General features: G+C 72.1%; 25 protein-coding genes and 1 riboswitch. Of the genes, 16 read left to right on the forward strand and 9 right to left on the reverse strand.

Annotation, left to right across the window (positions count from 1 at the left end; translation table 11 throughout):
* Positions 1-126 precede the first annotated feature (126 nt).
* Entirely contained in the window at positions 127-858 is a 732-nt protein-coding gene (locus AC3YNX_RS07300) for an LppU/SCO3897 family protein (protein WP_489995052.1), read from the forward strand.
* A 19-nt stretch (positions 859-877) separates the two neighbouring features.
* Here the strand turns inward: AC3YNX_RS07300 and AC3YNX_RS07305 are convergent, their stop codons facing one another.
* Entirely contained in the window at positions 878-3,130 is a 2,253-nt protein-coding gene (locus AC3YNX_RS07305) for a helicase-associated domain-containing protein (protein WP_489995053.1), read from the reverse strand.
* A gap of 61 nt (positions 3,131-3,191) precedes the next feature.
* Here AC3YNX_RS07305 and AC3YNX_RS07310 point away from each other — a divergent pair, with 61 nt between their 5' ends.
* From AC3YNX_RS07310 to AC3YNX_RS07340, 7 genes are all read left to right on the forward strand, one after another.
* Positions 3,192-3,386, forward strand: coding sequence for a hypothetical protein (locus AC3YNX_RS07310; RefSeq protein WP_206518083.1), 195 nt, complete (start codon positions 3,192-3,194; stop codon positions 3,384-3,386).
* A gap of 96 nt (positions 3,387-3,482) precedes the next feature.
* The gene (gene moaC / locus AC3YNX_RS07315; RefSeq protein ID WP_127782001.1) at positions 3,483-3,959 is read left to right on the forward strand and encodes a cyclic pyranopterin monophosphate synthase MoaC; all 477 of its coding nucleotides are present in this window, start codon (positions 3,483-3,485) and stop codon (positions 3,957-3,959) included.
* A gap of 11 nt (positions 3,960-3,970) precedes the next feature.
* Complete coding sequence (locus AC3YNX_RS07320) at positions 3,971-4,429, forward strand: MogA/MoaB family molybdenum cofactor biosynthesis protein (protein WP_206518173.1); 459 nt, start codon at positions 3,971-3,973, stop codon at positions 4,427-4,429.
* Positions 4,426-4,854: a molybdenum cofactor biosynthesis protein MoaE gene (locus tag AC3YNX_RS07325; RefSeq protein ID WP_489995054.1), complete on the forward strand. Its 429-nt coding sequence runs from the start codon at positions 4,426-4,428 to the stop codon at positions 4,852-4,854. The genes AC3YNX_RS07320 and AC3YNX_RS07325 overlap by 4 nt, the downstream gene beginning before the upstream one ends.
* A gap of 39 nt (positions 4,855-4,893) precedes the next feature.
* The gene (locus tag AC3YNX_RS07330; RefSeq protein ID WP_489995055.1) at positions 4,894-5,400 is read left to right on the forward strand and encodes a ParA family protein; all 507 of its coding nucleotides are present in this window, start codon (positions 4,894-4,896) and stop codon (positions 5,398-5,400) included.
* A 198-nt stretch (positions 5,401-5,598) separates the two neighbouring features.
* A complete protein-coding gene (locus AC3YNX_RS07335) occupies positions 5,599-6,042 on the forward strand; it encodes a ParB family protein (RefSeq protein WP_489995056.1) in 444 nt (147 codons plus the stop codon).
* A 184-nt stretch (positions 6,043-6,226) separates the two neighbouring features.
* Complete coding sequence (locus AC3YNX_RS07340) at positions 6,227-7,057, forward strand: DUF1889 family protein (protein WP_489995057.1); 831 nt, start codon at positions 6,227-6,229, stop codon at positions 7,055-7,057.
* Between the two features lie 1,786 nt (positions 7,058-8,843).
* On the opposite strand, the gene AC3YNX_RS07345 is transcribed toward AC3YNX_RS07340, so the two are convergent.
* The 3 genes from AC3YNX_RS07345 to moaA all read right to left on the reverse strand — a co-directional run bounded on the left by AC3YNX_RS07345 (position 8,844) and on the right by moaA (position 11,395).
* Positions 8,844-9,572: a transglycosylase family protein gene (locus AC3YNX_RS07345; protein WP_489983564.1), complete on the reverse strand. Its 729-nt coding sequence runs from the start codon at positions 9,570-9,572 to the stop codon at positions 8,844-8,846.
* 6 nt (positions 9,573-9,578) lie between these two features.
* Positions 9,579-9,769: riboswitch (cyclic di-AMP (ydaO/yuaA leader) on the reverse strand.
* Between the two features lie 255 nt (positions 9,770-10,024).
* Complete coding sequence (locus AC3YNX_RS07350) at positions 10,025-10,321, reverse strand: MoaD/ThiS family protein (RefSeq protein WP_489995058.1); 297 nt, start codon at positions 10,319-10,321, stop codon at positions 10,025-10,027.
* A gap of 3 nt (positions 10,322-10,324) precedes the next feature.
* Positions 10,325-11,395 carry a GTP 3',8-cyclase MoaA gene (gene moaA, locus AC3YNX_RS07355; protein WP_489995059.1) on the reverse strand — a complete coding sequence of 357 codons (1,071 nt, stop codon included), beginning with the start codon at positions 11,393-11,395 and terminating at the stop codon, positions 10,325-10,327.
* Between the two features lie 106 nt (positions 11,396-11,501).
* On the opposite strand from moaA, the gene AC3YNX_RS07360 reads away from it, so the two are divergent.
* The 5 genes from AC3YNX_RS07360 (at position 11,502) to AC3YNX_RS07380 (ending at position 15,439) form a co-directional block, all read left to right on the forward strand.
* Entirely contained in the window at positions 11,502-11,906 is a 405-nt protein-coding gene (locus AC3YNX_RS07360; protein ID WP_127782006.1) for a TOBE domain-containing protein, read from the forward strand.
* Positions 11,903-12,679 carry a molybdate ABC transporter substrate-binding protein gene (gene modA, locus AC3YNX_RS07365; RefSeq protein WP_489995060.1) on the forward strand — a complete coding sequence of 259 codons (777 nt, stop codon included), beginning with the start codon at positions 11,903-11,905 and terminating at the stop codon, positions 12,677-12,679. The genes AC3YNX_RS07360 and modA overlap by 4 nt, the downstream gene beginning before the upstream one ends.
* Positions 12,676-13,482 (forward strand): ABC transporter permease, encoded by an 807-nt coding sequence (locus AC3YNX_RS07370; RefSeq protein WP_489995061.1) that lies wholly within the window; start codon positions 12,676-12,678, stop codon positions 13,480-13,482. Before modA ends, AC3YNX_RS07370 begins: the two co-directional genes overlap by 4 nt.
* Complete coding sequence (locus AC3YNX_RS07375) at positions 13,479-14,570, forward strand: sulfate/molybdate ABC transporter ATP-binding protein (RefSeq protein WP_489995062.1); 1,092 nt, start codon at positions 13,479-13,481, stop codon at positions 14,568-14,570. The genes AC3YNX_RS07370 and AC3YNX_RS07375 overlap by 4 nt, the downstream gene beginning before the upstream one ends.
* Positions 14,571-14,677: 107 nt before the next feature.
* The gene (locus AC3YNX_RS07380) at positions 14,678-15,439 is read left to right on the forward strand and encodes an HAD-IIA family hydrolase (RefSeq protein WP_127784616.1); all 762 of its coding nucleotides are present in this window, start codon (positions 14,678-14,680) and stop codon (positions 15,437-15,439) included.
* 54 nt (positions 15,440-15,493) lie between these two features.
* On the opposite strand, the gene AC3YNX_RS07385 is transcribed toward AC3YNX_RS07380, so the two are convergent.
* Positions 15,494-15,874 (reverse strand): YccF domain-containing protein, encoded by a 381-nt coding sequence (locus AC3YNX_RS07385; RefSeq protein WP_127782009.1) that lies wholly within the window; start codon positions 15,872-15,874, stop codon positions 15,494-15,496.
* A gap of 385 nt (positions 15,875-16,259) precedes the next feature.
* Between AC3YNX_RS07385 and AC3YNX_RS07390 the strand changes: the two genes are divergently transcribed.
* Positions 16,260-17,936 carry an AMP-binding protein gene (locus tag AC3YNX_RS07390; protein WP_489995063.1) on the forward strand — a complete coding sequence of 559 codons (1,677 nt, stop codon included), beginning with the start codon at positions 16,260-16,262 and terminating at the stop codon, positions 17,934-17,936.
* A gap of 9 nt (positions 17,937-17,945) precedes the next feature.
* On the opposite strand, the gene AC3YNX_RS07395 is transcribed toward AC3YNX_RS07390, so the two are convergent.
* A complete protein-coding gene (locus tag AC3YNX_RS07395) occupies positions 17,946-18,170 on the reverse strand; it encodes a hypothetical protein (protein WP_489983571.1) in 225 nt (74 codons plus the stop codon).
* Between the two features lie 153 nt (positions 18,171-18,323).
* Here AC3YNX_RS07395 and AC3YNX_RS07400 point away from each other — a divergent pair, with 153 nt between their 5' ends.
* Positions 18,324-18,728 carry a cold-shock protein gene (locus AC3YNX_RS07400; RefSeq protein WP_127784618.1) on the forward strand — a complete coding sequence of 135 codons (405 nt, stop codon included), beginning with the start codon at positions 18,324-18,326 and terminating at the stop codon, positions 18,726-18,728.
* Here AC3YNX_RS07400 and AC3YNX_RS07405 read toward each other — a convergent pair.
* Genes AC3YNX_RS07405 through AC3YNX_RS07415 form a run of 3 tightly spaced genes read right to left on the reverse strand, consistent with a single transcriptional unit; the run spans position 18,725 to position 22,006 of the window.
* The gene (locus AC3YNX_RS07405) at positions 18,725-19,207 is read right to left on the reverse strand and encodes a DUF2771 domain-containing protein (protein WP_127782011.1); all 483 of its coding nucleotides are present in this window, start codon (positions 19,205-19,207) and stop codon (positions 18,725-18,727) included. The genes AC3YNX_RS07400 and AC3YNX_RS07405 overlap by 4 nt on opposite strands.
* A gap of 21 nt (positions 19,208-19,228) precedes the next feature.
* Entirely contained in the window at positions 19,229-21,127 is a 1,899-nt protein-coding gene (locus AC3YNX_RS07410; protein ID WP_489995064.1) for an MFS transporter, read from the reverse strand.
* A gap of 57 nt (positions 21,128-21,184) precedes the next feature.
* The gene (locus AC3YNX_RS07415) at positions 21,185-22,006 is read right to left on the reverse strand and encodes a glutaminyl-peptide cyclotransferase (RefSeq protein ID WP_489995065.1); all 822 of its coding nucleotides are present in this window, start codon (positions 22,004-22,006) and stop codon (positions 21,185-21,187) included.
* 67 nt (positions 22,007-22,073) lie between these two features.
* Between AC3YNX_RS07415 and AC3YNX_RS07420 the strand changes: the two genes are divergently transcribed.
* Entirely contained in the window at positions 22,074-23,024 is a 951-nt protein-coding gene (locus tag AC3YNX_RS07420; RefSeq protein WP_489995066.1) for a DUF3027 domain-containing protein, read from the forward strand.
* The last annotated feature ends 3 nt before the right edge of the window (positions 23,025-23,027 follow it).

A 23,027-nucleotide genomic window follows, 5' to 3' on the forward strand; every position in this document is an offset into this window, starting at 1 on the left:
CCATTCATCTTCCTCCCTGCGAGGCCCGCGGTGCCACCTGCTGTGCTGAGCCACACCGAAAGTCGTTCGCAGACGGTGCTTGTGTGACTACGCTGTGCGTGCCGTCACCAGGGAAGGGCCACGCCGATGACCACACCGCCACCCGGACCGCCCCAGGGTCCGCCGTTCGGCCAGGCGCGGGCCCCGGGGCCCGGCTACCCCCACCAGGGCGGCTACCCGCAGGGCCCGCCGCCCCCGCCGGGTCCGTACCCCCAGCCGGGTCCGTACGCCCAGCCAAATCCCTACCCCCAGCCGGGCCCGTACCCGGGGCCGCCGCCCCGGAGCCGCAAGCGGCTGTTCTGGACCCTGGGCAGCGCGGTGGGAGCCGTGGTGCTCCTGGTGGTCGTGGTGGTCGGGCTGGCGGTGGGCGGGGTGATCGGCAGCAGCGTCAGCACGGCCGACGAGGGTGACTGCCTGGTCATCGCCACGTTCTCCGACACCGACTCCGACGTGGAGCGGGCCGGCTGCGACCAGACCGAGGCGCTCTACCAGGTGGGCAAGAAGCTCGAGGCGCCCAACGTGTGCCCGAACAAGGAGTACGTCCCCCTGACACTGACCGACGGCGACGGCGACGACCGCACGCTGCTCTGCCTGGTTCCCAACTTCACCGAAGGCAGCTGCTACGGCGTCGCCGACGCCGCCGAGGGCGCCATGAGCAAGGGAGTCAAGAACGCTGACTGCGCCAGCGCGGAGGCGGTGGTCAAGGTGGCCAAGCGCGTGGAGGACTCCGCCGGCAAGAGCCTCTGCGCCGGGATCAGTGACGTCGACGTGCTGAGCTTCCCGCAGCCGGCCCGCACCTTCTGCCTGGTCGACCCCTAGCCCGACCCGGCCAGGGCGCTCACTCGTCGGTGAGGGCCACCGAGGTGATGCGGTGCAGGGCGAAGCGGCGGATGCCGGCCGCGGCGGAGTCGAAGCCCTCGAGCACTCCGGCGCCCACGCTCACCGGTTCCACCACCCGCTGGCTGGCGGTGCCCTGGGCGTCGACGTAGCCGATCCACACGCTGCGCCGCTCCCGGGCGGCCTGCTGCAGCACAGCCATGGTGGCCATGCCGCTGGCTCGGCTGCCGTCGGAGACCACCCGGTTGGCCGGTGTCATGGTGGCCGCCCGGTCGCCGGCGCGCACGCCGCGCACCACCGCGGCACGCTGCTCCGCGCTGGGCGGGGTGGGCACGGGCGAGCGGCGGCGGCTGCGCCGTGCCTCCACCCGCGCACCCCGCGGGCGCAGGTCCAGCACTGCTCCGGTGGGGTCCTCAGCGGCCGGGGCGAAGCCCGCCGAGCGCAGCCCCTCCAGCAGCTCGGCCAGCGACACCGGCGCCACCGCCACCGTGGGGGCGAGACGCCGCAGGCCCAGCTCGTCAGCGATCGGTGAGGCCACCACCTCCGACAGCAGCGCCTCGTCGTCGCAGCGCACGAACGACCCGGCGGTACCCGTGCGCAGCCGGCCGTGCCGGCGGGCCACGTCGTCGATGAGGTAGGTGAGCGCCTGGGGGACCGGGGTGTGCGAGCGCTCGGCGAACAGCGCGTGCAGCTCCGCGGCGCTGCGCCCGGCGTCCAGCGCGCGGCGCACGCTGGACGGGCCCACCCGGTAGACGGTGGCCGCCCCGGCCGACTCCACGTCGGCCACCAGGGCGATGTCCTGCTCCAGCTCGGGCTCCAGCGGTCCCGGCGCCACCACGGTCAGGTCGGCCTGCACCAGCACGTGGTCCACCGGGGCGGGCAGCGCCACCGCCATGGCCGCCTCGACGTCGCCACCGGCGAGCAGGGCACGCCCCGGGGTGCTCAGCGCCCCGCGGCCCAGCACGCCCACCGTGGTGGCCTCGGCCAGCGTCCAGCGGATGAGGTCCTCCCGCAGCCGCCCGCCCCAGCGGGGCCGGCGCCACGACAGCGCGGTCCCTACCTGGGCGGCGTCCAGCGCGGAGCCGGGCGGCAGGTCGGCGAGCACCTGCAGCACGCGGCGGCGGTCGCGCGGGGCGAGCGGGCGGCGCAGCTCCTCGGACAGGGTGGCCAGCGCCTTGTCGCGCTCGTCGCGCTCCCCGACCAGCCCGGGCAGGCGTGGCAGCTCCAGCCAGGCCGTGGCCAGCTCGGCCCAGCGTGCCGCCGGCTCGGCCACCGCCCAGGTGTCGACGTGCGTCGTCGGCGTCCACGCCGGGTCCGCCGCCTCGTCGGAGGCCACCAGCCCGGCCGCGGCCAGCAGCTCCAGCAGCAGGGGCAGCGCCGCCTCGTCGATGCCGGTCTGCTTGGCCAGCCGACGCAGCTCGCGCACCCCGAGGCCGCCGGAGCGCAGGGTGGGGGCCGGCGCGGCACCGAGGGCCGCGAGCAGGTCGGTGCAGTGCCGCAGCAGCTCCAGCGCGGCGCCGGCGGCGGCGGAGTCCATGTCCTGGCGCGTCACGCTGGTCGGCGTCGCCCGCGGCTCGGTGGGGCTGATCTCGCCCATCGGGCTGCCGCCTCGGAGCACCGCGCTCACCTGGCTGGGCAGCTCCACCGTCTGGTCGTCCACCGGCAGCAGCAGACCCGCCCGCAGCAGCTGTTGCACCGGGCGATCCGCTGGTGTTCCCGGTGCGGCGTCGCGGGTGCGGCCGAAGGGGGCGCCCTTGGCCAAGGTGGTCAGCAGCCCGAGCCGGGCGGCGTCGAGCTCGGCGAGCATGGCGGGGACGTCGGCGTCGACCAGTGCGGCGGACGGGCGACCCACCTGGCCGGCGCGCGGCAGCACCTCCCGCATGGCCGGGGCCACCCGGATGCCGTCGAGCTGCTTGTCCGGTCCCCACACCAGGGCCTGGGCACGCAGCCGCTCCAGCGCGGCGTTGACCTTGGTGGCAGGCACGGAGGTGCCGAGCAGCTCGCGGACGTCGGCCACCGACACCGGCTCGGCGTCGGCCTGGGCCAGCACCAGGGCCTCCAGCACCGCCAGCTCGAACGCGGTGAGCTCGTCTGCGGCGCGAACCACCGAGGCGCGCAGGCCCGCCCGGTTGGCGAGCACCTGGGAGTCGGCAGGCGGCGGCACGGCAAGGTCCGGCCGCAGCTCCAGCAGGGTGCTCAGCTGCTGGTCGGACTGGCGGCTCAACCAGGCGGCGAGGCTCCGTGGGTCAGACATCACTGCCCACGGTAGTGACCTGCCCTGTACGGCAGTGGCAGCGCACTGTCAGAATGTCCGTGTGGCGAAAGCAGATGGCAAGAAGAGCAAGCGCTGGGTCGACCCGTCGTGGCCGAAGGTCCCGGAGGGTGAGCACGCCGTGAGCGAGCTGGCCTCGACTGTCGCGGGTGGGCTCTCGCCCTTCGGCGACACCGAGTTCCCGCTGCCCGCGGACCAGCTTCCCTACGTGCACCCGACGACGGTCATCAACCGCTAGGGAGCCGTCCCACCTGGGAGGCACCACCCACGCGGCCGGCGTCGGTCGGCGCAGGACGACCGGCTCCGCCCGCGTCCGAGCAGACGAGGTCCTCCGATGAGCAAGCCCGAGCTGACCCACGTCGACGCGGCGGGCCAGGCCCGCATGGTCGACGTGACCGGCAAGGACGCCACGGCCCGCACCGCGGTGGCCACCGGCACCTTCCGCACCACGGCCGAGGTGGTCGAGCTGCTGCGCCGGGACGGGCTGCCCAAGGGCGACGCCCTGGCCACGGCGCGCATCGCCGGCATCATGGCCGCCAAGCGCACCCCCGACCTGGTTCCGCTGTGCCATCCCATCGCGCTGTCCGGGGTGGTGGTGGACCTGCAGCTGGGGGAGGCCGACGTCGCCGTCACCGCCACCGTCCGCACCACCGACCGCACCGGGGTGGAGATGGAGGCCCTCACCGCCGTGGCGGTGGCCGGGCTGACCCTGCACGACATGGTCAAGGCGGTGGACCCCGCCGCCACCATGGACGGCGTGCGCGTGGAGACCAAGGACGGCGGCAAGACCGGCCACTGGAGCCGGCCGTGAGCCGCGCCGTGGTGGTGGTGGCCTCCACCCGGGCCGCCGGCGGGGTCTACCCAGACCGCACCGGACCGATCATCGTGGACTGGCTGCGCGAGCACGGCCACCAGGTGGACGAGCCCGTGGTGGTTGCCGACGGCGAGCCGGTGGCCCAGGCCCTGCGGACTGCCCTCGCCGCTGCCCCCGGCCTCGTCCTCACCACCGGTGGCACCGGCATCAGCCCCACCGACGCGACTCCCGAGCTCACCCGCGCGCTGCTCGACTACGAGGTGCCCGGGCTGGCCGACGCCGTCCGGGCCGCGGGCTCGGACGCAGTGCCCACGGCGATCCTCTCCCGCGGCGTGGCCGGGGTGGCCGGCCGCACCCTGGTGGTGAACCTGCCCGGCTCCACCGGCGGCGTCCGGGACGGGCTCGCGGTGCTGGAGCCGGTGCTCGACCACGCGCTGGACCAGCTGGCGGGGGGCGACCACCGGTGACGGCACACGTGGCGCGGGCGCTGGTGACCGCGGACGAGCTGAGCCTGGCCGAGCACGAGGCGCTGGTGGCCGAGCAGGCCGCCGGTGCGGTGGTGAGCTTCGCCGGGGTGGTCCGCGACCACGACGGGGGCCGCACCGTCACCGCGCTGGAGTACTCCGCGCACCCCACGGCGGGTGCGCTGGTGGCCGAGGTGGCCGCTGATGTCGCGGCGCGGGTGCCGGGGGTGCGGGCGGTGGCGGTGAGCCACCGGGTCGGTCCACTGGGCATCGGCGACGTCGCGCTGGCGTGCGCGGTCTCGGCCGACCACCGGGCCGAGGCGTTCCAGGTCTGCGCGCTGCTGGTGGACGAGGTCAAGGCGCGCATCCCGGTGTGGAAGCGCCAGGTGTTCCCCGACGGCACCGACGAGTGGGTCGGCTGCGCCTGAGTCAATCTCGTCGCTGTCCTAGCCGAGCAGGGCCACCGTATGTTGCTCATCGACGCCGACCCCCAGGGCAACGCCACCGCCAACCTCGGGCTGGAGGACACCCCGCCGTTCACCCTCAACGACGTGCTGGTGGTCGACAAGCACCGGGCAGGTGATCCCGGGCAGCATCGGCGACGCCGTGGTGGCCGCGGGGGAGGGGTGGAAAGGCATCGACGTGGTCGCCGGCGAGCTGGCGCTCGCCGGCCGCGAGCAGGAACAAGACCTCGGCCGGGAGTACTGACTGCGCACCGCTTTGGAGGGCGTCACCGACCGTGGGACGTCGTGCTCATCGACTGCCCGCCCAGCCTGGGCCAGCTCACCGTCAACGCCCTGACCGCCGTCGATGCGGCCCTGCTGGTCAGCGAGCCCCGCGCGGCCAGCGTGGAGGGCCTGGCGCAAATGACCCGCACCCTGCACACCGTGCGCCAGCACTTCAACGACCGGCTGCAGCTGGCCGGGGTCGTGGTCAACCGCTACCGCGCCGACCGCCGCGACCGGGTCGAGTAGGCCGAGCAGCTGCGCACCGACTACACCACCTACCTGGTCGAGCCCTTCATCCCCGAGCGCAAGATCGTGGCCACCGCCGCGACCGCGGCGGCCCCGCTGTCGACCTATGGTGCCCGTGCCCAGGCCGTCATCGACGCCCTGGCCGCCGTCGCCGCCCGCGTGCTCTCCAGCTGAGATACCCCGTACCCAAGGAGAACCATGGCCACGACCCGACGCCGCGGCAGCAGCCCCGACAGTGCCGCCCTCGATGCACTCGGTGGGCAGAAGGCCGAGGGGGCCCGACGGCTGAACAAGGCCCCCGCCTCCGACCCGGTGCTCAGCGCCGGTGGTCGCCGCGACGAGCAGCCTGCCCCAGCCTTGCCGGCCCGTACCGGGGGAGTGGCCGGCAAGGAAAAGCTCGGCTTCTATTGCAAGCCGGACGACGCCGACCGGGCCCGCGCCGCCTACGACTGGACCCGGCCCCAGGAGCGGCACCGCTCGCTGTCGGACTTCATCAGCGCCGCGCTCATGCGCGAGGTGGAGCGGCTGGAGAAGAAGTACAACGACGGCAGCACTGGCCGGCCGTGCGCCCCGGCGAGCTGCCCACCGGCAAGCCCGTCGGCTCCTGAGTCCAACGCTCGGAACGGCGATGTACGGTCTTGATGGTCCGCCATCGGAGGTGCAAATTTGCGAAAGACCAATTGACGTACACGGGTCAGTCGAAGGTTCCCCGGCAGGGAGTCTGGCAAGTGTGGAGCGAGGGTGCCCTGGTGGGGCGAAATGGGCACCTAGTGTCTCCGGCTCGAATTCGCTGACCTCGCAAGCGTTTGAAGGAGTGGGGCAAGACATGGGTAAGACGCCGAACAGATACAGTCAACCCTTCACGCTAGTCCGACCTCCGTGGCAGCCTGAAACCGACGAACTAGCCGCTGCACGATCGGCAGAGCAGTTGATGTTGGACAGGGGCTTTGATTATCCCCGCGCTGTCACTAACAGCAGTGCAGGAGACCCGACAGCTATTGAGCTTGCGTACCGTTGGGTGCGGCTGCACAAGAAGCCGGGGCAGAAGATCCTGCTGTGGGTCCCCCGAAACAAGGACATTCACAGAGATCGTCGGGTGAAGGCTATCTTGGAGGAGCCCGATGTCGCCCTAGGAACATCACGGGGCCGGTACTGCTCAGACTGGCGCGAGGGGCCGGTACTCGGACTCTGGCATGCCACCGACGATTTGGCCAAGATACCAATCGGTCAGCCGACGGCCATGTGTATCGTGCCGTGGGTGCCCGAACGACTTGCCTGGTGGGTAAAGGCCGTCGATCCTGTGGTCCTCGGAGATGGGATCGACTGGGCGTTGGATGCTCCTCCAATCCTGCATCCGGTGGTCGTTCGCGGACTTCGGAGCATGACGCTTGCGATCAATGGCAGCCGCACGATCAGGACCGGCTATAACCAGCGTTATGTAGTACGAGGCTTGCTTGCGTTACGCTATGCAGGATTCCAACTGCGAGCAGACGCGATGCAGGCCTGGGCACTCGGTCATGGCTGGCGGGGAAAGAATGCCCATCACCTAGCCGGTTACTGTGAACAAATCAGCCGCGGACGTGTGCCGAGAGTAGCCGATGATCTTCTGCGGCCTAGCATCGTCGCAATGTTGCGCACCAAGGCCTCCAAAAGGTAAAATTGTACCCGTCAATTAGTTGAGGCATGGGAGTGACCTCCCACTGACGCTCTCACTGGTCGATCCAGATGCACTGAGGACACGTTGGTCACGCACCTCATGCCTATTTCGATACGGTGGGTGTTCATTGCCGAGGCCGTAACCTTGATAACTAGGCCGCTCTGCGGGCCCTCCTGCGGTGGCGACGCAGTTCTACGATGGTGTTAATCGCGGTCAAAGCGCCAAGATCAACTTTTGCCATACCTGAGGTGCGACCGGCCAATGAGTTAATTCTCTGAGCGACGTCTAGGCCGTCACGGGATCGCTCAGCGAGCCGCATCCAGCGCCAGCTCGGCCGCTGAACTTCACTCAGGTCGGCGAGGTCGCGAGCTCGACTGACGATGGCATTTTTGGCGGGCGTCAGCGAGTATGGACTCTCCATCTGGGCAACACTGGGATCAGCGCAGAGCACTCGGGGCCACAGCGCCCGGCGCATCCGAATCTCTCTAACGCTAAGCCTCCGCGCAGTCGCTGAAGGATGGTGATGAGAACCGCCCTAGGGAGAACACCGTCACCGGAGGGAGGTCGATTTCGGTAGGTCGATGACTCGAACCACAGTTCCACAGAACAGCTACGCGGTCGCCGCCCCGTAGGGCTGGGTGATCCACTGCCTGTACCGGTGGACGAGCGGACGGCACGCTCACGTGGCCCTGGCTTTCCCGCGGGTCGATCGACAGGCAGAAGGCTGAGTACAGCCCCTTGCTGGCGTACTGCCGGGCGATCCAGCGGTGGCCCTCGACGAGTGCGGTGTAGCTCGCCTTGAGCTGCCACGGCGCGGCGGCGGGAAGTGCCGGCGCCCGACCTTGGCCAAGGCTGCGGTCTCTGCCTTGCTGAGGTAGACGGTGCGGGGGCCGCCACCGCACTGCGCGGTGGCGGTCTCTGCGGTCCCGGTAGGGGCCGCCATAACTGCGATGATCAGGGCGAAGGTGGCCACCGCCACCACACGGCCAAACGGTCGCCGTCGATCTTTAGACGGACTACTGAGCGATCGCAGGATTCTGAGCTGTTTGGCGATAGCGATTTGTGGGCGGTGTCAAATGCGGTCGTTTCTGAGACACCGCCAGGCCCAGCCGGCTGCCGAGCGGTCATGCAGGTCGAGGGAACGGCTGGATGTCGCAAAACTGATGGTCACAGTGTGCGTGTCACGAGCGATCTCGTCGACCAGTTCTGACGCAGGCGATCGGCAGGGTGGAGTATTGGGATACGTGACGGGTGTCGACCACCGTGCGGGATCCCGCGTTGCAGCTCGACGCGTTGAGCGCCGCGGGCTGCTGGGGAAGCTGGACTGACACCGCTTCGGGATCGACGACGGAGCGGTTTCAACTGACCGAGTTAATGAGGTTGGGAACACCATGGTGCTGTGGCGACCCGACCGGTTGGGCCGGTCGTCGCTGCACTCGATCGAGAGTGTGCGCGAGCTGGAGGAGCTGGGGGTCCGGTTGCTGCAGGATCGACTGGCACCCCTACTCCTGAGAATGGGCTGGTGGCGCATGTCTTCGGCGCCCTCCTGCTGGGGCGCGCCAAGCGCCGTGACGGTCTGGGCTTGAGACGGTCGCCGTTCGAGGTTCTACCGTGCTGCCCAGGCGCTAGATGATGACGTTCCCAGGCTGAGGGAGTCCACGGCTGGCGAGCCGTAGACGGAAACCGTGATCGCGCAGCCAGACCATTTGGCCGCGGCCATACCTGCCCCAGCGAAAGACCCCGGCACCGTGGAGGCTGCCGGGGTCTTCTGCTGTGGTGCTGTGGATCAGCCCAGGTGGAGGACCTGGCCGGGGTAGATCACGTTGACGTTGCTGATGGTGCCCTTGTTCAGCTGGAAGATGGCCTGGTAGCCACCGGAGATGCCCTGCGAGCGGGCGATGCCGGACAGCGTGTCACCGGACTTGACCGTGTAGGTGCCGGCCGAGGAGGTCGCCGCCTTGGTCGTGGTCTTGGTGGTGGCCTTGGTCGCGACCTTGGGGGCGGCAGCCTTCGGAGCAGCAGCCTTGGGGGCGACAGCCTTAGGAGCAGCCTTCGGGGCGGCAGCCTTGGGAGCAGCGGCCTTGGGAGCCGACTTGGTGGACGCCTGCGGGGCGCTGGCACCGGCGGTGGCCGACGCGTTGCCCGAGCCGGTCAGCACCTTGCCGCAGACGGGCCAGGCACCCTTGCCCTGGCCGGCGAGGACGCGCTCGGCGATGGCGATCTGCTGGGCCTTGCTGGCCTGGTTGGCCTGCGGGGCGTAGGCGTGGCCGCCGAAGGCCTTCCAGGTGCTGGCGGTGAACTGCAGGCCGCCGTAGAAGCCGTTGCCGTTGGCGATGGACCAGTTGCCGGTGCTCTCGCACTGGGCGACTGCATCCCACTGGCTGGCGGAGGCCGCCGAGGCGGGCGCGGCCAGCACGGTGAGGGGGGCGCCGACGACCATGCCGGTCAGAGCGACCTTGGCGACGGTGCGGCTGGTGGTGGTGGGCTTGCGGTGACGGCCTTGGGTACGGGACATCTGGGTGGATCCTCTCCATACGCGCCTGCGAAGTCAGCTGTCGGGTTCGGGCTGAGAGGTAGCCCGGCTTCCCCACCCGTGGCTCGAGTGGTTTCGCTTCACCCCAAGGACCTAGGCAGCAGATCTGCGCCTCGGCCCGTCGTTCGGCTGCCCGAACGTGGGTCCTCCGTCCCTGCTCCTGATGGTTCTCGAGGTAACCGGTTCCCACGGAGCAGGGTTTGGCGCGGCGGACCGGTTCGGCCGGGGCTGTTCCGGCCAGGGGGAACGGTACGTGCGGCGCAGGCTGCCGTCACCTCGTCCACTGTGGCCGATTTGTTACTTGTAACGTCCCTGCCACAGTTGACGATCCCGGCATAACCCCAGGTCAGAGCACTGACGCGTCTGTTCGTTGCGGACTCGTTATCCCGCCGTGATGTGACCGAGATCACGTTGGCCAGACGTTTATCTGACTGTTATCCGCCCGCGAAAGGTGGCAGCACGTCGACGGTGCCGCCGGGGGGCAGCGGCCGCTCGCGGTCGCGGACGGCGACCTCGTCGAGCAGGAACGAGCAACGCTTGAGCACCTCGACCAGGGGCGGGTGTCGCTCCGCGAGGACGGCCAGCAGCGTGCTGAGCGTGGTGCCGGCCGGCGCGCTCACGATCTCGGTGGGGGTGCCCGCCGCGGCCCGCGCCGCGGCGAAGTAGCGCACCTCCAGCTCGATGGCGGGTGCGCTGGTCGTCGGGCTGGTGCTCTCCGGGGAGGTGCTCACGAGTCAGCCCCCGATCGCGCTCATCGGGCGGGTGGGCTGCAGGAAGCCGGGGTCGTTGATCCCGTGACCCGGCAGCTTGGCCCACATGGCGTCCTGCCAGCGCTGCGCGATCGCGTCGTCACCGGCGTCGGAGCGCAGCAGGTCGCGCAGGTCGGTCTCGCCGGTGGAGAACAGGCAGCTGCGGACCTGGCCGTCGGCGGTGAGCCGGGTGCGGTCGCAGTCACCGCAGAAGGGGCGGGTGACCGAGGCGATGACGCCGACCGTCGCGGGTCCGCCGTCGACCAGCCAGCGCTCGGCGGGCGCGGCTCCGCGCGCCTCGCTGTCGGGAGTGAGCGCGTAGGCGGTGCGCAGCGAGGCCAGGATCTCCTCGGCGGTGACCATCTCGCTGCGCTCCCAGCCGTGCTGGGCGTCCAGCGGCATCTGCTCGATGATCCGCAGCTCGTAGCCGTGCTCCAGGCAGAACTGCAGCAGCTCGGGCGCGTGGTCGTCGTTGATGCCCCGCATCAGCACCGCGTTCACCTTCACCGGCGTCAGCCCGGCGTCGGCCGCGGCCCGCATCCCGGCGAGGACGTCGGCCAGCCGGTCGCGGCGGGTGATCTGGTGGAACAGCGCGGGGCGGACGGTGTCCAGCGAGACGTTCACCCGGTCCAGGCCCGCGGCGCGCAGGGCCTTGGCCTTGCGGACCAGGCCGAGCCCGTTGGTGGTCAGCGAGATCTCCGGCCGCGGACGCAGCGCGGCGGCGTCGGCGATGATCCCGGCGAGGTCGCCGCGCAGCAGCGGCTCGCCGCCGGTGAAGCGCAGCTCGCGCACGCCCAGGTCGGTGACCGCGATGCGGATCAGCCGGGCCAGCTCCGCGCGGGTGAGCAGCTCGGAGGTGGGCAGCCAGTCCAGGCCCTCGGCCGGCATGCAGTAGGTGCACCGCAGGTTGCAGCGGTCGGTGAGCGAGATCCGCAGGTCCGTGGCGACCCGGCCGTGGGAGTCCAGCAGGGCCGAGGTCTGCGGGCGCGCCGGGTCGCGTGGCGGGGTGACGCCACCGCGGCCCGGCACGGGCAGGCCAAGTGAGACAACGGTCATGCGGCCAGCCTATCGAGGCCGACGAGGGGCAGCAGAAGGACAAAGGGGCCCGCGCAGGGGCTGCCATGGATGGCTGTTCCGCACGTGCGGGTATAGCGTGCGATTCATGCCGCAGCTGAGGATTAGTGAAGCGGCGGCAGTGCTCGCCGTCAGTGACGACACCGTGCGTCGCTGGGTGGACTCCGGGGCGCTCAGCGCGCAGCGCGACACCGCCGGACGCATGGTCGTCGATGGGGCGGAGCTGGCCGCCCACGCCACCGCGCACGCCACCACCACCACTGATCCGTCCGGGGTGGGGAGGTCGGCGCGCAACCGCTTCGTCGGGCTGGTGACCCGGGTGGTGGCCGACGAGGTGATGGCTCAGGTGGAGATGCAGTGTGGGCCGCACCGCGTGGTCTCGCTGATGAGCAGCGAGGCGGTGCGCGAGCTCGGCCTGGAGCCCGGCCGGGTGGCCGTCGCGGTGGTCAAGGCGACGACGGTGATCGTGGAGACCCCCGAGGGGCAGCAGTGACGGTGCGCCGGCGGCGGGGTCTGCGCCACGCGGTGCCCGCCGGGCTGGCGGTGCTGGCGGTCTCCGCTGCCACCGGGTGCAGCACCGGCGCCGACGGTCCGGGCACGCTCACCGTCTTCGCCGCGGCCTCCCTGCAGCCGGCCTTCACCCAGCTGGCCGCCGCCTTCGAGCAGGCCCACCCCGGCACCCGGGTCAGCTACAGCTTCGCCGGCTCCTCCGCGCTGGCCACCCAGATCGACCAGGGGGCGCCCGCCGACGTGTTCGCCTCGGCCGACGAGACGACGATGCAGCGAGTGGTCGACGCCGGGCTGGTGACGGGCGCGCCCACCACCTTCGCCACCAACTCGCTGCAGATCGCCGTCGCCCCGGGCAACCCGCGCGGAGTCACCGGGCTGGCCGACCTGGCTCGCCCGGGCACCGCCGTGGTGCTCTGCGCCGTGCAGGTTCCGTGCGGGACCGCCGCCACGAAGGCCGCCGGCGCCGCGGGCGTGCGCCTCGCCCCGGTGAGCGAGGAGTCGTCCGTGACCGACGTGCTGAACAAGGTGGTGGTGGGGGAGGCCGACGCCGGGCTGGTCTACCGCAGCGACGTCACCACCTCGGGAGACCGCGTCAGCGGGGTCGACTTCGCCGAGAGCAGCGCGGCGGTCAACCGCTACCCCGCGGCCGTCCTCACCGGCGCCAAGGACCCCGCGCTGGCCGAGGACTTCCTCACCCTGCTCACCAGCGAGCAGGGCCGGACCGTGCTGGCCCAGGCCGGCCTCGCCGCGCCGTGAACGTCCTCCGTCCGGGGCGGACCTTCTCGGGCGTGCCGCGCTGGGTCTTCGTCCCCGCGGTGATCGGCGCGCTGTTCGTGCTGCTGCCACTGGTGAGCATGGTCGCCACGGTGCGCTGGAGCGAGCTGCCGTCCCTGGTCACCTCGCCGTCGGCGCTGGCCGCGCTGGGGCTGAGCCTGCGCACCTCCGCCGCCGCCACCGTGCTCTGCGTGCTGCTGGGCGTGCCAATGGCCCTGGTGCTCGCTCGCGTGCAGCTGCCGGGCCTGCGGGTGCTGCGGGCGCTGGTGCTGCTGCCGCTGGTGCTGCCCCCGGTGGTCGGCGGCATCGCGCTGCTGTACACCTTCGGGCGCAGGGGCCTGCTCGGGCAGCACCTGGACGCGCTGGGCCTGCACATCGCCTTCTCCACCACCGCGGTGGTGCTGGCTCAGACGTTCGTGGCGCTGCCGTTCCTGGTCCTCAGCCTGGAGGGAACCCTGCGCACCGCGGGGCAGCGCTACGAGGCGGCGGCGGCCACCCTGGGCGCGCGTCCGGCGACGGTGCTGCGCCGGGTGACGCTGCCGCTGGTGCTGCCCGGGCTGGTCTCCGGTGCGGTGCTCTCCTTCGCCCGCGCGCTCGGCGAGTTCGGGGCCACCCTCACCTTCGCCGGCAGCCTGGAGGGCGTCACCCGCACCCTGCCGCTGGAGATCTACCTGCAGCGCGAGACCGACGCCGACGCCGCCGTCGCGCTGTCGCTGGTGCTGGTGGTGGTCGCCGTCCTGGTGGTGGTGGCCGCGCGCGGCCGGGCCGGCTCGGGTGCGCTGTGACCGGCGGGCCGGTGCGCACCGGTGCGCTGGCGGTGCGTGCACAGGTCGCCGCGCGCGGCGTGGAGCTCGAGCTGGAGGTGGGCGCCGGTGAGGTGGTGGCGGTGCTCGGGCCCAACGGCGCAGGCAAGTCCACCCTGCTGTCGGTGGTGGCCGGGCTGCTGCACCCTGACGAGGGGAGGGTGAGCCTGGACGGGCGGGTGCTGCTGGACACCGGCACGGGGACCCGGGTGCCACCGCACCGGCGCGGGGTCGCGCTGCTGGCCCAGGACCCGCTGCTGTTCCCGCACCTGAGCGTGGCCGACAACGTCGCGTTCGGTCCCCGCAGCGCCGGGCAGGGACGCCGCGCGGCCGCCACCGTCGCGGCGCGCTGGTTGGCGGAGGTCGGGGCCACCGAGCTGGCGGGGCGTCGGCCGGCGGCGCTGTCGGGTGGGCAGGCGCAGCGGGTGGCGGTGGCCCGGGCGCTGGCGGCTGAGCCCGCGCTGCTGCTGCTGGACGAGCCGATGGCGGCGCTGGACGTGGGCGCGGCCCCGGCCATGCGCTCGGTGCTGCGCCGGGTGCTGCGCGAGGAGGGCGGACGCAGCGCGCTGCTGGTCACCCACGACGTGCTCGACGCCCTGGTGCTCGCCGACCGGGTGGTGGTGGTCGAGGGCGGTCAGGTGGTGGAGGCCGGTCCGGCGGCACAGGTGCTCAGCCGTCCCCGCAGCTCCTTCGCGGCCCGCATCGCCGGGCTGAACCTGCTGCTGGGCACCGTGACCGAGCGCGGGCTGCGCACCGCCAGCGGCACCGCCCTGGCCGGTGTGCTGGACGAGGACTGCCGCCCGGGGCAGGCCGCGGTGGCCGTGTTCGACCCGCTGGCCGTGGCCGTGCACGTGCAGCCACCCGGTGGCAGCCCGCGCAACGCCGTCCCGGTGCGCGTGACGGCGGTGGAGCCACGGGGTCAGCTGGTGCGGGTGCGTGCGGTGCAGGACGGCGGCGAGGTGCTGCTGGCCGACGTCACCACGGCATCGGTGGCCGAGCTGGACCTGGTGCCCGGGCACCGCGCGTACTTCGTGGTCAAGGCAGCCGAGGTCCGGGTGCACCTGCGCTGATCTGCCCAGGAATGGTCGTGGTGGGTCAGACTGGGACGGTGAGCACCGACCCGAGCGCCAGCGACCCCGAGGCCAGCAAGGACGCCGCCGCCGCCTGGACCTACCTGATGGACATGGACGGCGTGCTGGTGCACGAGGACACCATCGTCCCCGGCGCCGACGTGTTCCTCTCCGAGCTGCAGGCCGCCGGCAACCCGTTCCTGGTGCTCACCAACAACTCCATCCGCACCCCGCGTGACCTGCGCGCCCGGCTGCTGGTCACCGGCCTGGACGTGCCCGAGGAGTCGATCTGGACCTCGGCTCTGGCCACCGCGACGTTCCTGGACTCCCAGCGTCCCGGGGGCAGCGCCTACGTGGTGGGGGAGTCCGGCCTGACCACCGCGCTGCACGACGTCGGCTACGTCCTCACCGACCGCGACCCCGACTACGTGGTGCTGGGCGAGACCCGTACCTACTCCTTCGAGGCCATCACCACCGCCATCCGGCTGGTGGAGCGTGGCGCCCGGTTCATCGCCACCAACCCCGACGCCACCGGCCCCTCGCGGGAGGGCTCGCTGCCCGCCACCGGAGCGGTGGCGGCGCTGATCACCCGTGCCACCGGCCACGAGCCGTACTACGTCGGCAAGCCCAACCCGCTGATGATGCGCAGCGGGTTGCGCAGGCTGGGCGCGCACTCGGCGAACACCCTGATGATCGGCGACCGGATGGACACCGACATCGTCTCCGGCCTGGAGGCGGGGCTGCAGACCATCCTGGTGATGACCGGGATCTCCACCGTCGCCAGCGTGGAGCGCTTCCCCTACCGGCCCACGCTGGTGCTGGACTCCGTGGCGGACCTGGTCGGCCACACCGCCCGCCCCTTCGGCTGAGCGGGGCTCACCTGCGCTGCCACTGTGTCTATCGGCGTGGCGCCGCCACTGTGCTCACCTGCGTGGCGCCGCCACGATGTCCTTGCCGAGCGGGGTCAGCGAGATCGGGATCATCTTCAGGTTGGCCACGGCCAGCGGGATGCCGATGATGGTGAGCGCCATCGCGATGGCGCTGAGCACGTGCCCGATGGCGAGCCACCAACCGGCGAAGACGAACCAGATGACGTTGCCGACGGCCGAGCCGACGCCCGCGGTCGGCTTGCGCACCACGTCACTGCCGAAGGGCCACAGCGCGTAGCCGGCGATGCGGAACGAGGCGATGCCGAACGGGATGGTCACGATGAGCACGCAGCAGATCGCTCCCGCCAGGACGTAGCCCAGGGCCAGCCAGATCCCACCGAACACGAGCCAGATGATGTTGAGCAGCAGCCTCATGCCACCAGAGTAGGCGGATGTCCGTTCTTCCCTCCTTCTTCCCCTTTGCCGCACCGTGCTGTACGGTTGGTGCAGCAGCCCACCTAGCGGCTGCCCGAGAGCGCGTCACGCGCCCGGTTCTTGCTCCGCGGGACATCCCCAAGCAGTAGGAAAGTCACAGACCGTCTCCACAAGTGTGTCGAGACGGCCAGCTCGAGAGGAACAACAGTGCCTGAATCAGATCTCGGTCCCTGGGACGACTGACCCAGAACCACCAGCAACCACGAGAACGCCCCGGCCACACGGCCGGGGCGTTCTGCGTCTCCCCGGCAGCCGCCTGTTCGGGCACGATGGCACCAGGCGCCGCCAGCCGCGGCGCGGCGGCAGGGGTGCAGCGGGCAGGGGGATGCCGGTGGAACGGCAGCAGGGGTCAGGTCCAGGGGTCGCGCAGCCAGCAGGAACGGGTGCGCCGTCGTTCGCGCGCGGACCCGACACGCCGGCGCTGCTGAGCACGACCATCGGCGCCAACCTCGCCGACACCGTGCGCAGGCACGGCAGCAGGGACGCCCTGGTGGACGTGCCCACCGGCCGACGGTGGAGCTACGACGAGCTGCACGCGGCGGTGCTGGAGCTGGCCGCCGGGATGCTGCGGGCCGGCGTCGCGGTGGGCGACCGAGTCGGCATCTGGTCGCCCAACCGTCCGGAGTGGACGCTCGTCCAGTACGCCGCCGCCGAGGTCGGCGCGATCCTGGTCAACGTCAACCCCGCCTACCGGGTGCACGAGCTGGAGTACGTCCTCGACCAGGCCGGCATCCGCCTGGTGGTGGCCGCACCGCGCTTCCGCGCCGCCGACTACGCCGCCATGCTCGCTGAGGTGGCCCCACGGTGCGTGGCGCTGGAGCAGGTGGTGCTGCTGGACACCCCCGCGTGGGACGCGCTCGCCGCAGGCGGCCGGGACGACGCGGCCGTGGCAGCGGTGGCGGTGGGACTGCACCCGGACGACCCGATCAACATCCAGTACACCTCCGGCACCACCGGCTTCCCCAAGGGCGCCACGCTCAGCCACCGCAACATCCTCAACAACGGCTACCTGGTGGGCGAGCTCTGCCACTACAGCGAGCGGGACCGGGTCTGCATCCCGGTGCCCTTCTACCACTGCTTCGGGATGGTGATGGGCAACCTGGCCTGCACCAGCCACGGGGCGGCGATGGTGATCCCCGCGGAGGGCTTCGACCCCGCCGCGACCCTCGCCGCGGTGGCCGCGGAGCGGTGCACCAGCCTCTACGGGGTGCCGACGATGTTCATCGCCGAGCTGGCCCTGCCCGACTTCGCCGCGCACGACCTGTCCTCGCTGCGCACCGGCATCATGGCCGGCTCGCCCTGCCCGGCCGAGGTGATGCGCCAGGTGATCGATCGGATGCACATGGCCGAGGTGTCCATCTGCTACGGCATGACCGAGACCTCCCCGGTGTCCACCCAGACCCGCTCCGACGACTCCCTGCAGCGGCGGGTGCAGACGGTGGGGCGGGTGGGCCCGCACCTGCAGGTGCAGGTGGTCGACCCCGCCACCGGCGACGTGCTGCCCCGCGGAGAGACCGGCGAGCTGTGCACCCGCGGCTACAGCGTGATGCTCGGCTACTGGGACGACCCGGCTCGCACGGCCGAGGCGGTGGACGAGCAGGGCTGGATGCACACCGGCGACCTGGCGGTGATGGACGACGACGGCTACCTGCAGATCACCGGCCGCATCAAGGACATGGTGATCCGCGGCGGGGAGAACGTGTACCCGCGCGAGGTGGAGGAGTTCCTGCACACCCACCCCGACATCCGCGACGCCCAGGTGATCGGCGTGCCCGACGAGCGCTACGGCGAGGAGCTGATGGTGTGGGTGCAGCTGCGCACCGGCGCACCCGAGCTCACCGCGGAGAGCGTGCGGGAGTTCTGCAGCGGACACCTGGCCCACTACAAGATCCCCCGCTACGTGCACGTGGTGGAGGAGTTCCCGATGACCGTCACCGGCAAGGTGCGCAAGGTCGAGATGCGCGAGCAGTCCGCCGCGCTGCTGGGGCGCGCCGGCTCGTGAGGGCGAGCCTCAGCGGGTGCGGCGGCCCTCGCGGAAGGCGGAGAACACGGAGAGGAACAGGCCCACCGGCACCAGCATGCCGATCAGGTACAGCGCCAGCGGCGGGTCGACGTCGGCGACCGGCCGGCTCAGGAAGATGGCGAGGACGCCCAGCACCCCCAGCGCGAACAGGACGAGGCCGGTGGTGAACAGGCGGGAGCGGCCGTGGGTGGTGCCGGCGGGGGTGGGAGACACGCGCCCACGGTAGCGCGACCGGTTGATGGTGGTGCCGCCGCGGGCCTGGGCCGGTATCCTGGACCGAACGCGCCCTAGTCGGACAAGGGGCGCGTTCGTCGTGCTAGAGGTGCGACCCAGGAGTTGCGACCGAATGATGGACAGGTGAGCAGGGTGCCAACCGGCAAGGTGAAGTGGTACGACGCGGAGAAGGGCTTCGGCTTTCTCTCCCAGGAGCAGGGCGAGGACGTCTACGTCCGCTCGTCCGCGCTGCCCGAGGGCGTCGAGTCGCTGAAGGCAGGCCAGAAGGTGGAGTTCGGCATGGCCTCGGGTCGGCGCGGACCCCAGGCGCTCAGCCTGAAGATCGTCGAGCCCACGCCGTCGATCAAGCAGCAGGCCCCGGCAGCCTCGGCGAAGCGGCACACGCCGGACGAGCTGCACGGGATGGTCGAGGACATGATCACGATGCTCGAGGCCACCGTGCAGCCCAGCCTGCGCAAGGGGCGCTACCCCGACCGCAAGACGGCGCACCGCATCTCCGAGGTGGTCCGGGCGGTGGCGCGCGAGCTGGACAGCTAGCTCGCCGAGACCGGCGTGGGGTCGGTCCGCACCGACCACGTCGCGCGGGCGATCGGGTTGCCGTCCGCGTCAGTGGCCCCGGACGGCAGCTGGACCTCCACGCCGGTCAGCTGGGCCGACGGGTCGGGCGGGGTCACCGTCACGGCCAGGCGCTCGCCGGGCCGGAAGTACTGCTGGGTGATCTCGTCCGCACCGGCCGGCGTGCGGTAGGTGGTCAGCAGCCGCCAGGGCGCGTCACCGATGTCGGTGGGCAGCGACACCTGCAGCGGGGAGCCCACCCGCACCGGGAGCTCGGCGGTGCTGCCGGTGCGGCACTCGGTGAAGTCCAGCGAGCAGTAGGTGGTGGGGCCGGTGGCCACCGTGTCGCCGTCGGCGAAGAAGGTGATCTCGGGCAGGTGCGGGTCCGACGAGCAGCCTGCGGCCACCACCGCCAGCACTCCTAGCCCTGCCGCGACCAGCCGTCCGTTGCGTGTCAGCACCGCTTGAGGATAGGGGAGCGCTCAGGCCACCGATGCAGCAGTCGGGGTGCGGCTGGGACGGTCGCCACCGAGTCCCGGCAGCAGGGTGCGGCCGTTGCGGGTGAGGGCTGCCTGCGTGGTGCCCAGCGCCAGCAGCACGGAGATGACGGTGAAGCCCACCCAGTAGTTGGGCGGCAGCAGCACGCCGAGCGCGCCGCCGAGCACCCAGGACAGCTGCAGCACGGTCTCCGAGCGGCCGAACGCCGACGCGCGGGCCTCCTCGGGCAGGTCGCGCTGCATGGTGGCGTCCAGGGACACCTTGGCCAGCGCGCTGCCCGTCGCCCCCACCAGGGTGGCCAGCGCGGCGGTGGGCAGGCCGGGGAGCAGCGCGGCCACCACGCACATGGCCAGCGTCGCCGACGCGCACCAGATGATCACCACGTCCGGCTTGCCCAGCGTCATCCGTGCCCCGATGGCGTTGCCGAGGAAGTTGCCCAGCCCGGCGCCGGCGCCCACCGCGCCCAGGGTGGTCGCGTACATCAGCCCGCCCTCGGCGGTGGCCTTGGCCACGAAGGCGATGTACAGGGTGATGAACCCGGTGAGCACCCTGGTGCTGCCGGTGCCCCACAGGCTGGCCAGCACCAGGCTGCTCAGCGGCTGCTTGGCCGCCTTGCCCTGGCGCTTGGGCGAGCGTTCCGCGCGCTCGTCGGCGTGGGTGTAGACGAGCGAGGTGCGCACCTCGCCCTCGGTGACCTCCACCCACTTGGGTATCCGCATGCACAGCCAGGCGCCGACGAGCATGACCGCGGCGCTGAACCACAGGGCTCCGCCCGAGCCGAACACGCTGGCCCAGGCCCCGGCGATGCCGCCCACCACGATGGTGCCGACCAGGCCGAACACGGTGAGCCGCGAGTTGCTCTTGACCAGGCTGATGCCGGGTGGCAGCACCCTGGGCATGACGGAGGACTTGAGCACCCCGAAGGACTTGCTGAACACCAGCACGCCCAGCGCCGCGGGGTAGAGCTGCCAGCTGTTGAAGTTCAGCGCCATGATCACCGCGAGCACGGCGCGGCCGACGAACGAGCCGGCCAGCGCCAGCCGTCGGCCCCGCTGGATGCGGTCCAGCGCCGGGCCGATCAGCGGTGCGATCACCGCGAACGGGGCCACCGTGATGAGCAGGTACAGCGCCACCTTGCCCTTGCTCTCCCCGGTGGCGGCGGCGAAGAACAGGGTGTTGGCCAGCGCGACGGCGATCGCCGCGTCCGAGGCGTAGTTGGCCATGGAGGCGTAGGTCAGCGAGGTGAGCCCGGACTTGTCCGCGCCGTCGGCGCTGGCGGCGCGGTGGAACTGCCGGATGCCGTCGCGGGTGAGCTGCTTGCTGCGCATGGCCGCCACCCGGGTGACGGTGAGCTTGCGTGGCGCCTGGCGGGTGGTGGCGCGGCCGACCGGGCTCTCGAGCTCGCGGGTGGCGACGTCCTCCGGCGCCAGCCGCGGGGTCGGCGGGGCCTGCAGGGGGTAGCGCTCCGTGGGCGGCTCGTCGTGCCCGTTGTGCCCGTCGCCTCCGTGCCCGTGGCCGGGGTGGTGCTCGGGCAGCGGTGCCGGCGGGCGGTAGCCGGTCGGGGCGGGCAGCTCCGTCGCCACGCCGTGCGGCGTCACCTCGGTGGGCGCCAGGTTCCCCGGCGCGGGGTGGGCAGGTGCCGGGAAGAGGGGCGCCACGCCCGCGGTGGGTTCCGGCTGCGGTGTGGGTTCCGGCTGTGGGGTGCGGTCGGGGCGGGCCTGTGGGCGGCGGATGCCCATCCGGGCGCGCCGGCGCGGGTTCAGGGGCACGGTGGCGTCGGCCGGCTCGGTGCCGCCGGCAGCGGACTGCTTGCGGCCGGCGCTCCAGCCACGCCGTGCCTGTGCGCCACCACGAGAGGCAGTGTCATCACCATGAGCAGTCACGAGGTTGATTCTGCCGCAACGGCGGACGCCTGGCGCGAGCCCAGGGGGGTGCGCCGCTCAGGGCGCGTCGGCAACTGGGACGAAACGGACTTCGTACGTCGTGGGCCACAGCTTTCCGGTGATCAGGAAGCGATCTCCCACAGCGGCGATGCCGTTCAGCACGTCGGCGCCGGGTGCCTGGGAGCGGTCGAGCAGCCCCGCGGCGTCCACCACGGCGGTCACCGTGCCGGTCGCGGGATCGATCCGCACGATCCGGTCGGTCTGCCAGACGTTGGCCCACACGGCGCCGGCCACGCACTCCAGCTCGTTGAGCTGGGTGAGCGGGGCCCCCTGCAGCCGCACCGACACCGACCCGGTGGGGGCGAAGGTGGTGGGGTCGCGGAAGGTGAGCGTGTCGGTGCCGTCGCTCATCACCAGCACGCCGTCCGGGTGGCCGTCCTGGTGGCACAGGCCCCAGCCTTCCCCGGTGTAGCTGGCCCGGCCCGTCTCGGCCAGCGTCGTGGCGTCCCGGCGCAGGGCCACCCCGTCCTGCCAGGTCAGCTGCCAGACGGTGTCGCCCACCACGGTGAGGCCCTCGCCGAACAGGTCGGCCGGCAGGGCGGCGGAGGCCAGCTCGGTGCCGGTGGCCAGGTCGCTGCGGGTCACCCGGGAGCGGCCGGTGAGCCCGGTCCCCTCGTAGAGCTGGCCGCCCGCCACCTCCAGGCCCTGGGTGAACGCCGACGGGTCGTGCGCCCGGGTGCTGAGCACCTCGACGCGCAGCTGCTCGGGGGCCGGCCCCGCGCCGCCGGCAGCGAGCTGGTCGGGTGCTGGGCCGGCGCACCCGGCCACCGTGAGCAGCAGGCAGCACACGGCCACGACGGTGCGCAGCGAGCTGGACATCGCCTCATCATGCCGGTCCGGGATCGGTCGTGCGGAGGAGGTTGAGACGATGCGGCACAATTGGGGTGTGAGCAGCACCAGCACCATCCCTGACCCGAGCTCCGTCGACCAGCAGCACGCGTCGCCGCAGGCGGCCGACGAGCAGCCGGTGCGTGCCGTGCTCGCCGCGGCCGTCGAGCTGGCCAGGGCCGCAGCCGTGGAGCTCGACGAGGGCGAGGTCGGTGCGCACCTGGGGGTGCACGCCGAGCCGGACAGCGAGGGCTGCGCCGCCACCCACCGCTTCGCCGCCGAGCTGAAGGGCTACCGCGGCTGGGAGTGGGCCGTGGTGGTGGCCGCCGCGCCGGACTCCGACCACGTCACCATCAGCGAGATCGTGCTGCTGCCCGGCCCGGACGCCCTGGTCTCCCCGGAGTGGCTGCCGTGGGAGGAGCGCATCCAGGCCGGTGACCTGGGCAGCGGCGACCTGCTGCCCCCGCCGGAGAACGACCCGCGCCTGGTGCCGGGCTACCTCTACAGCGACGACCCCGCGGTGGAGGCGCTGGCCACCGAGGTGGGGCTCGGCCGCCGCCAGGTGATGAGCCTGGAGGGCCGGCTGGACGCGGCGGAGCGCTGGTACGACGGCCCGCACGGTCCCGGCGCCGCCGTGGTCCCGCTGCACTGCGGCACCTGTGGCTACTACCTTCCCGTCGCCGGCTCGCTGGGGGCAGCGTTCGGGGTGTGCGGCAACGAGATGTCCGCCGACGGCCAGGTGGTGCACGCGGAGTTCGGCTGTGGCGCGCACTCCGACACCGTGGTGGTCGACCTCTCGCCCACCCCGGTCTCGGAGGTGGTCTACGACGACTCCGCCCTGGAGCTGGTGGACGTGCCCACCCGCCCCGCCGGTGACAGCCCAGTGCCGGACAGCCCAGTGTCGGACAGCCCAGTGCCGGACGCCGCAGCACCCGAGGCCGGGGTTGCCCAGCCGTCCGAGGAGATCACCCCGACGCCGGAGCCTGACTCGGCGTCGCGGGGCGAGTGAGCC

This window comes from Rhodococcus sp. Z13_19A (assembly GCF_058133575.1).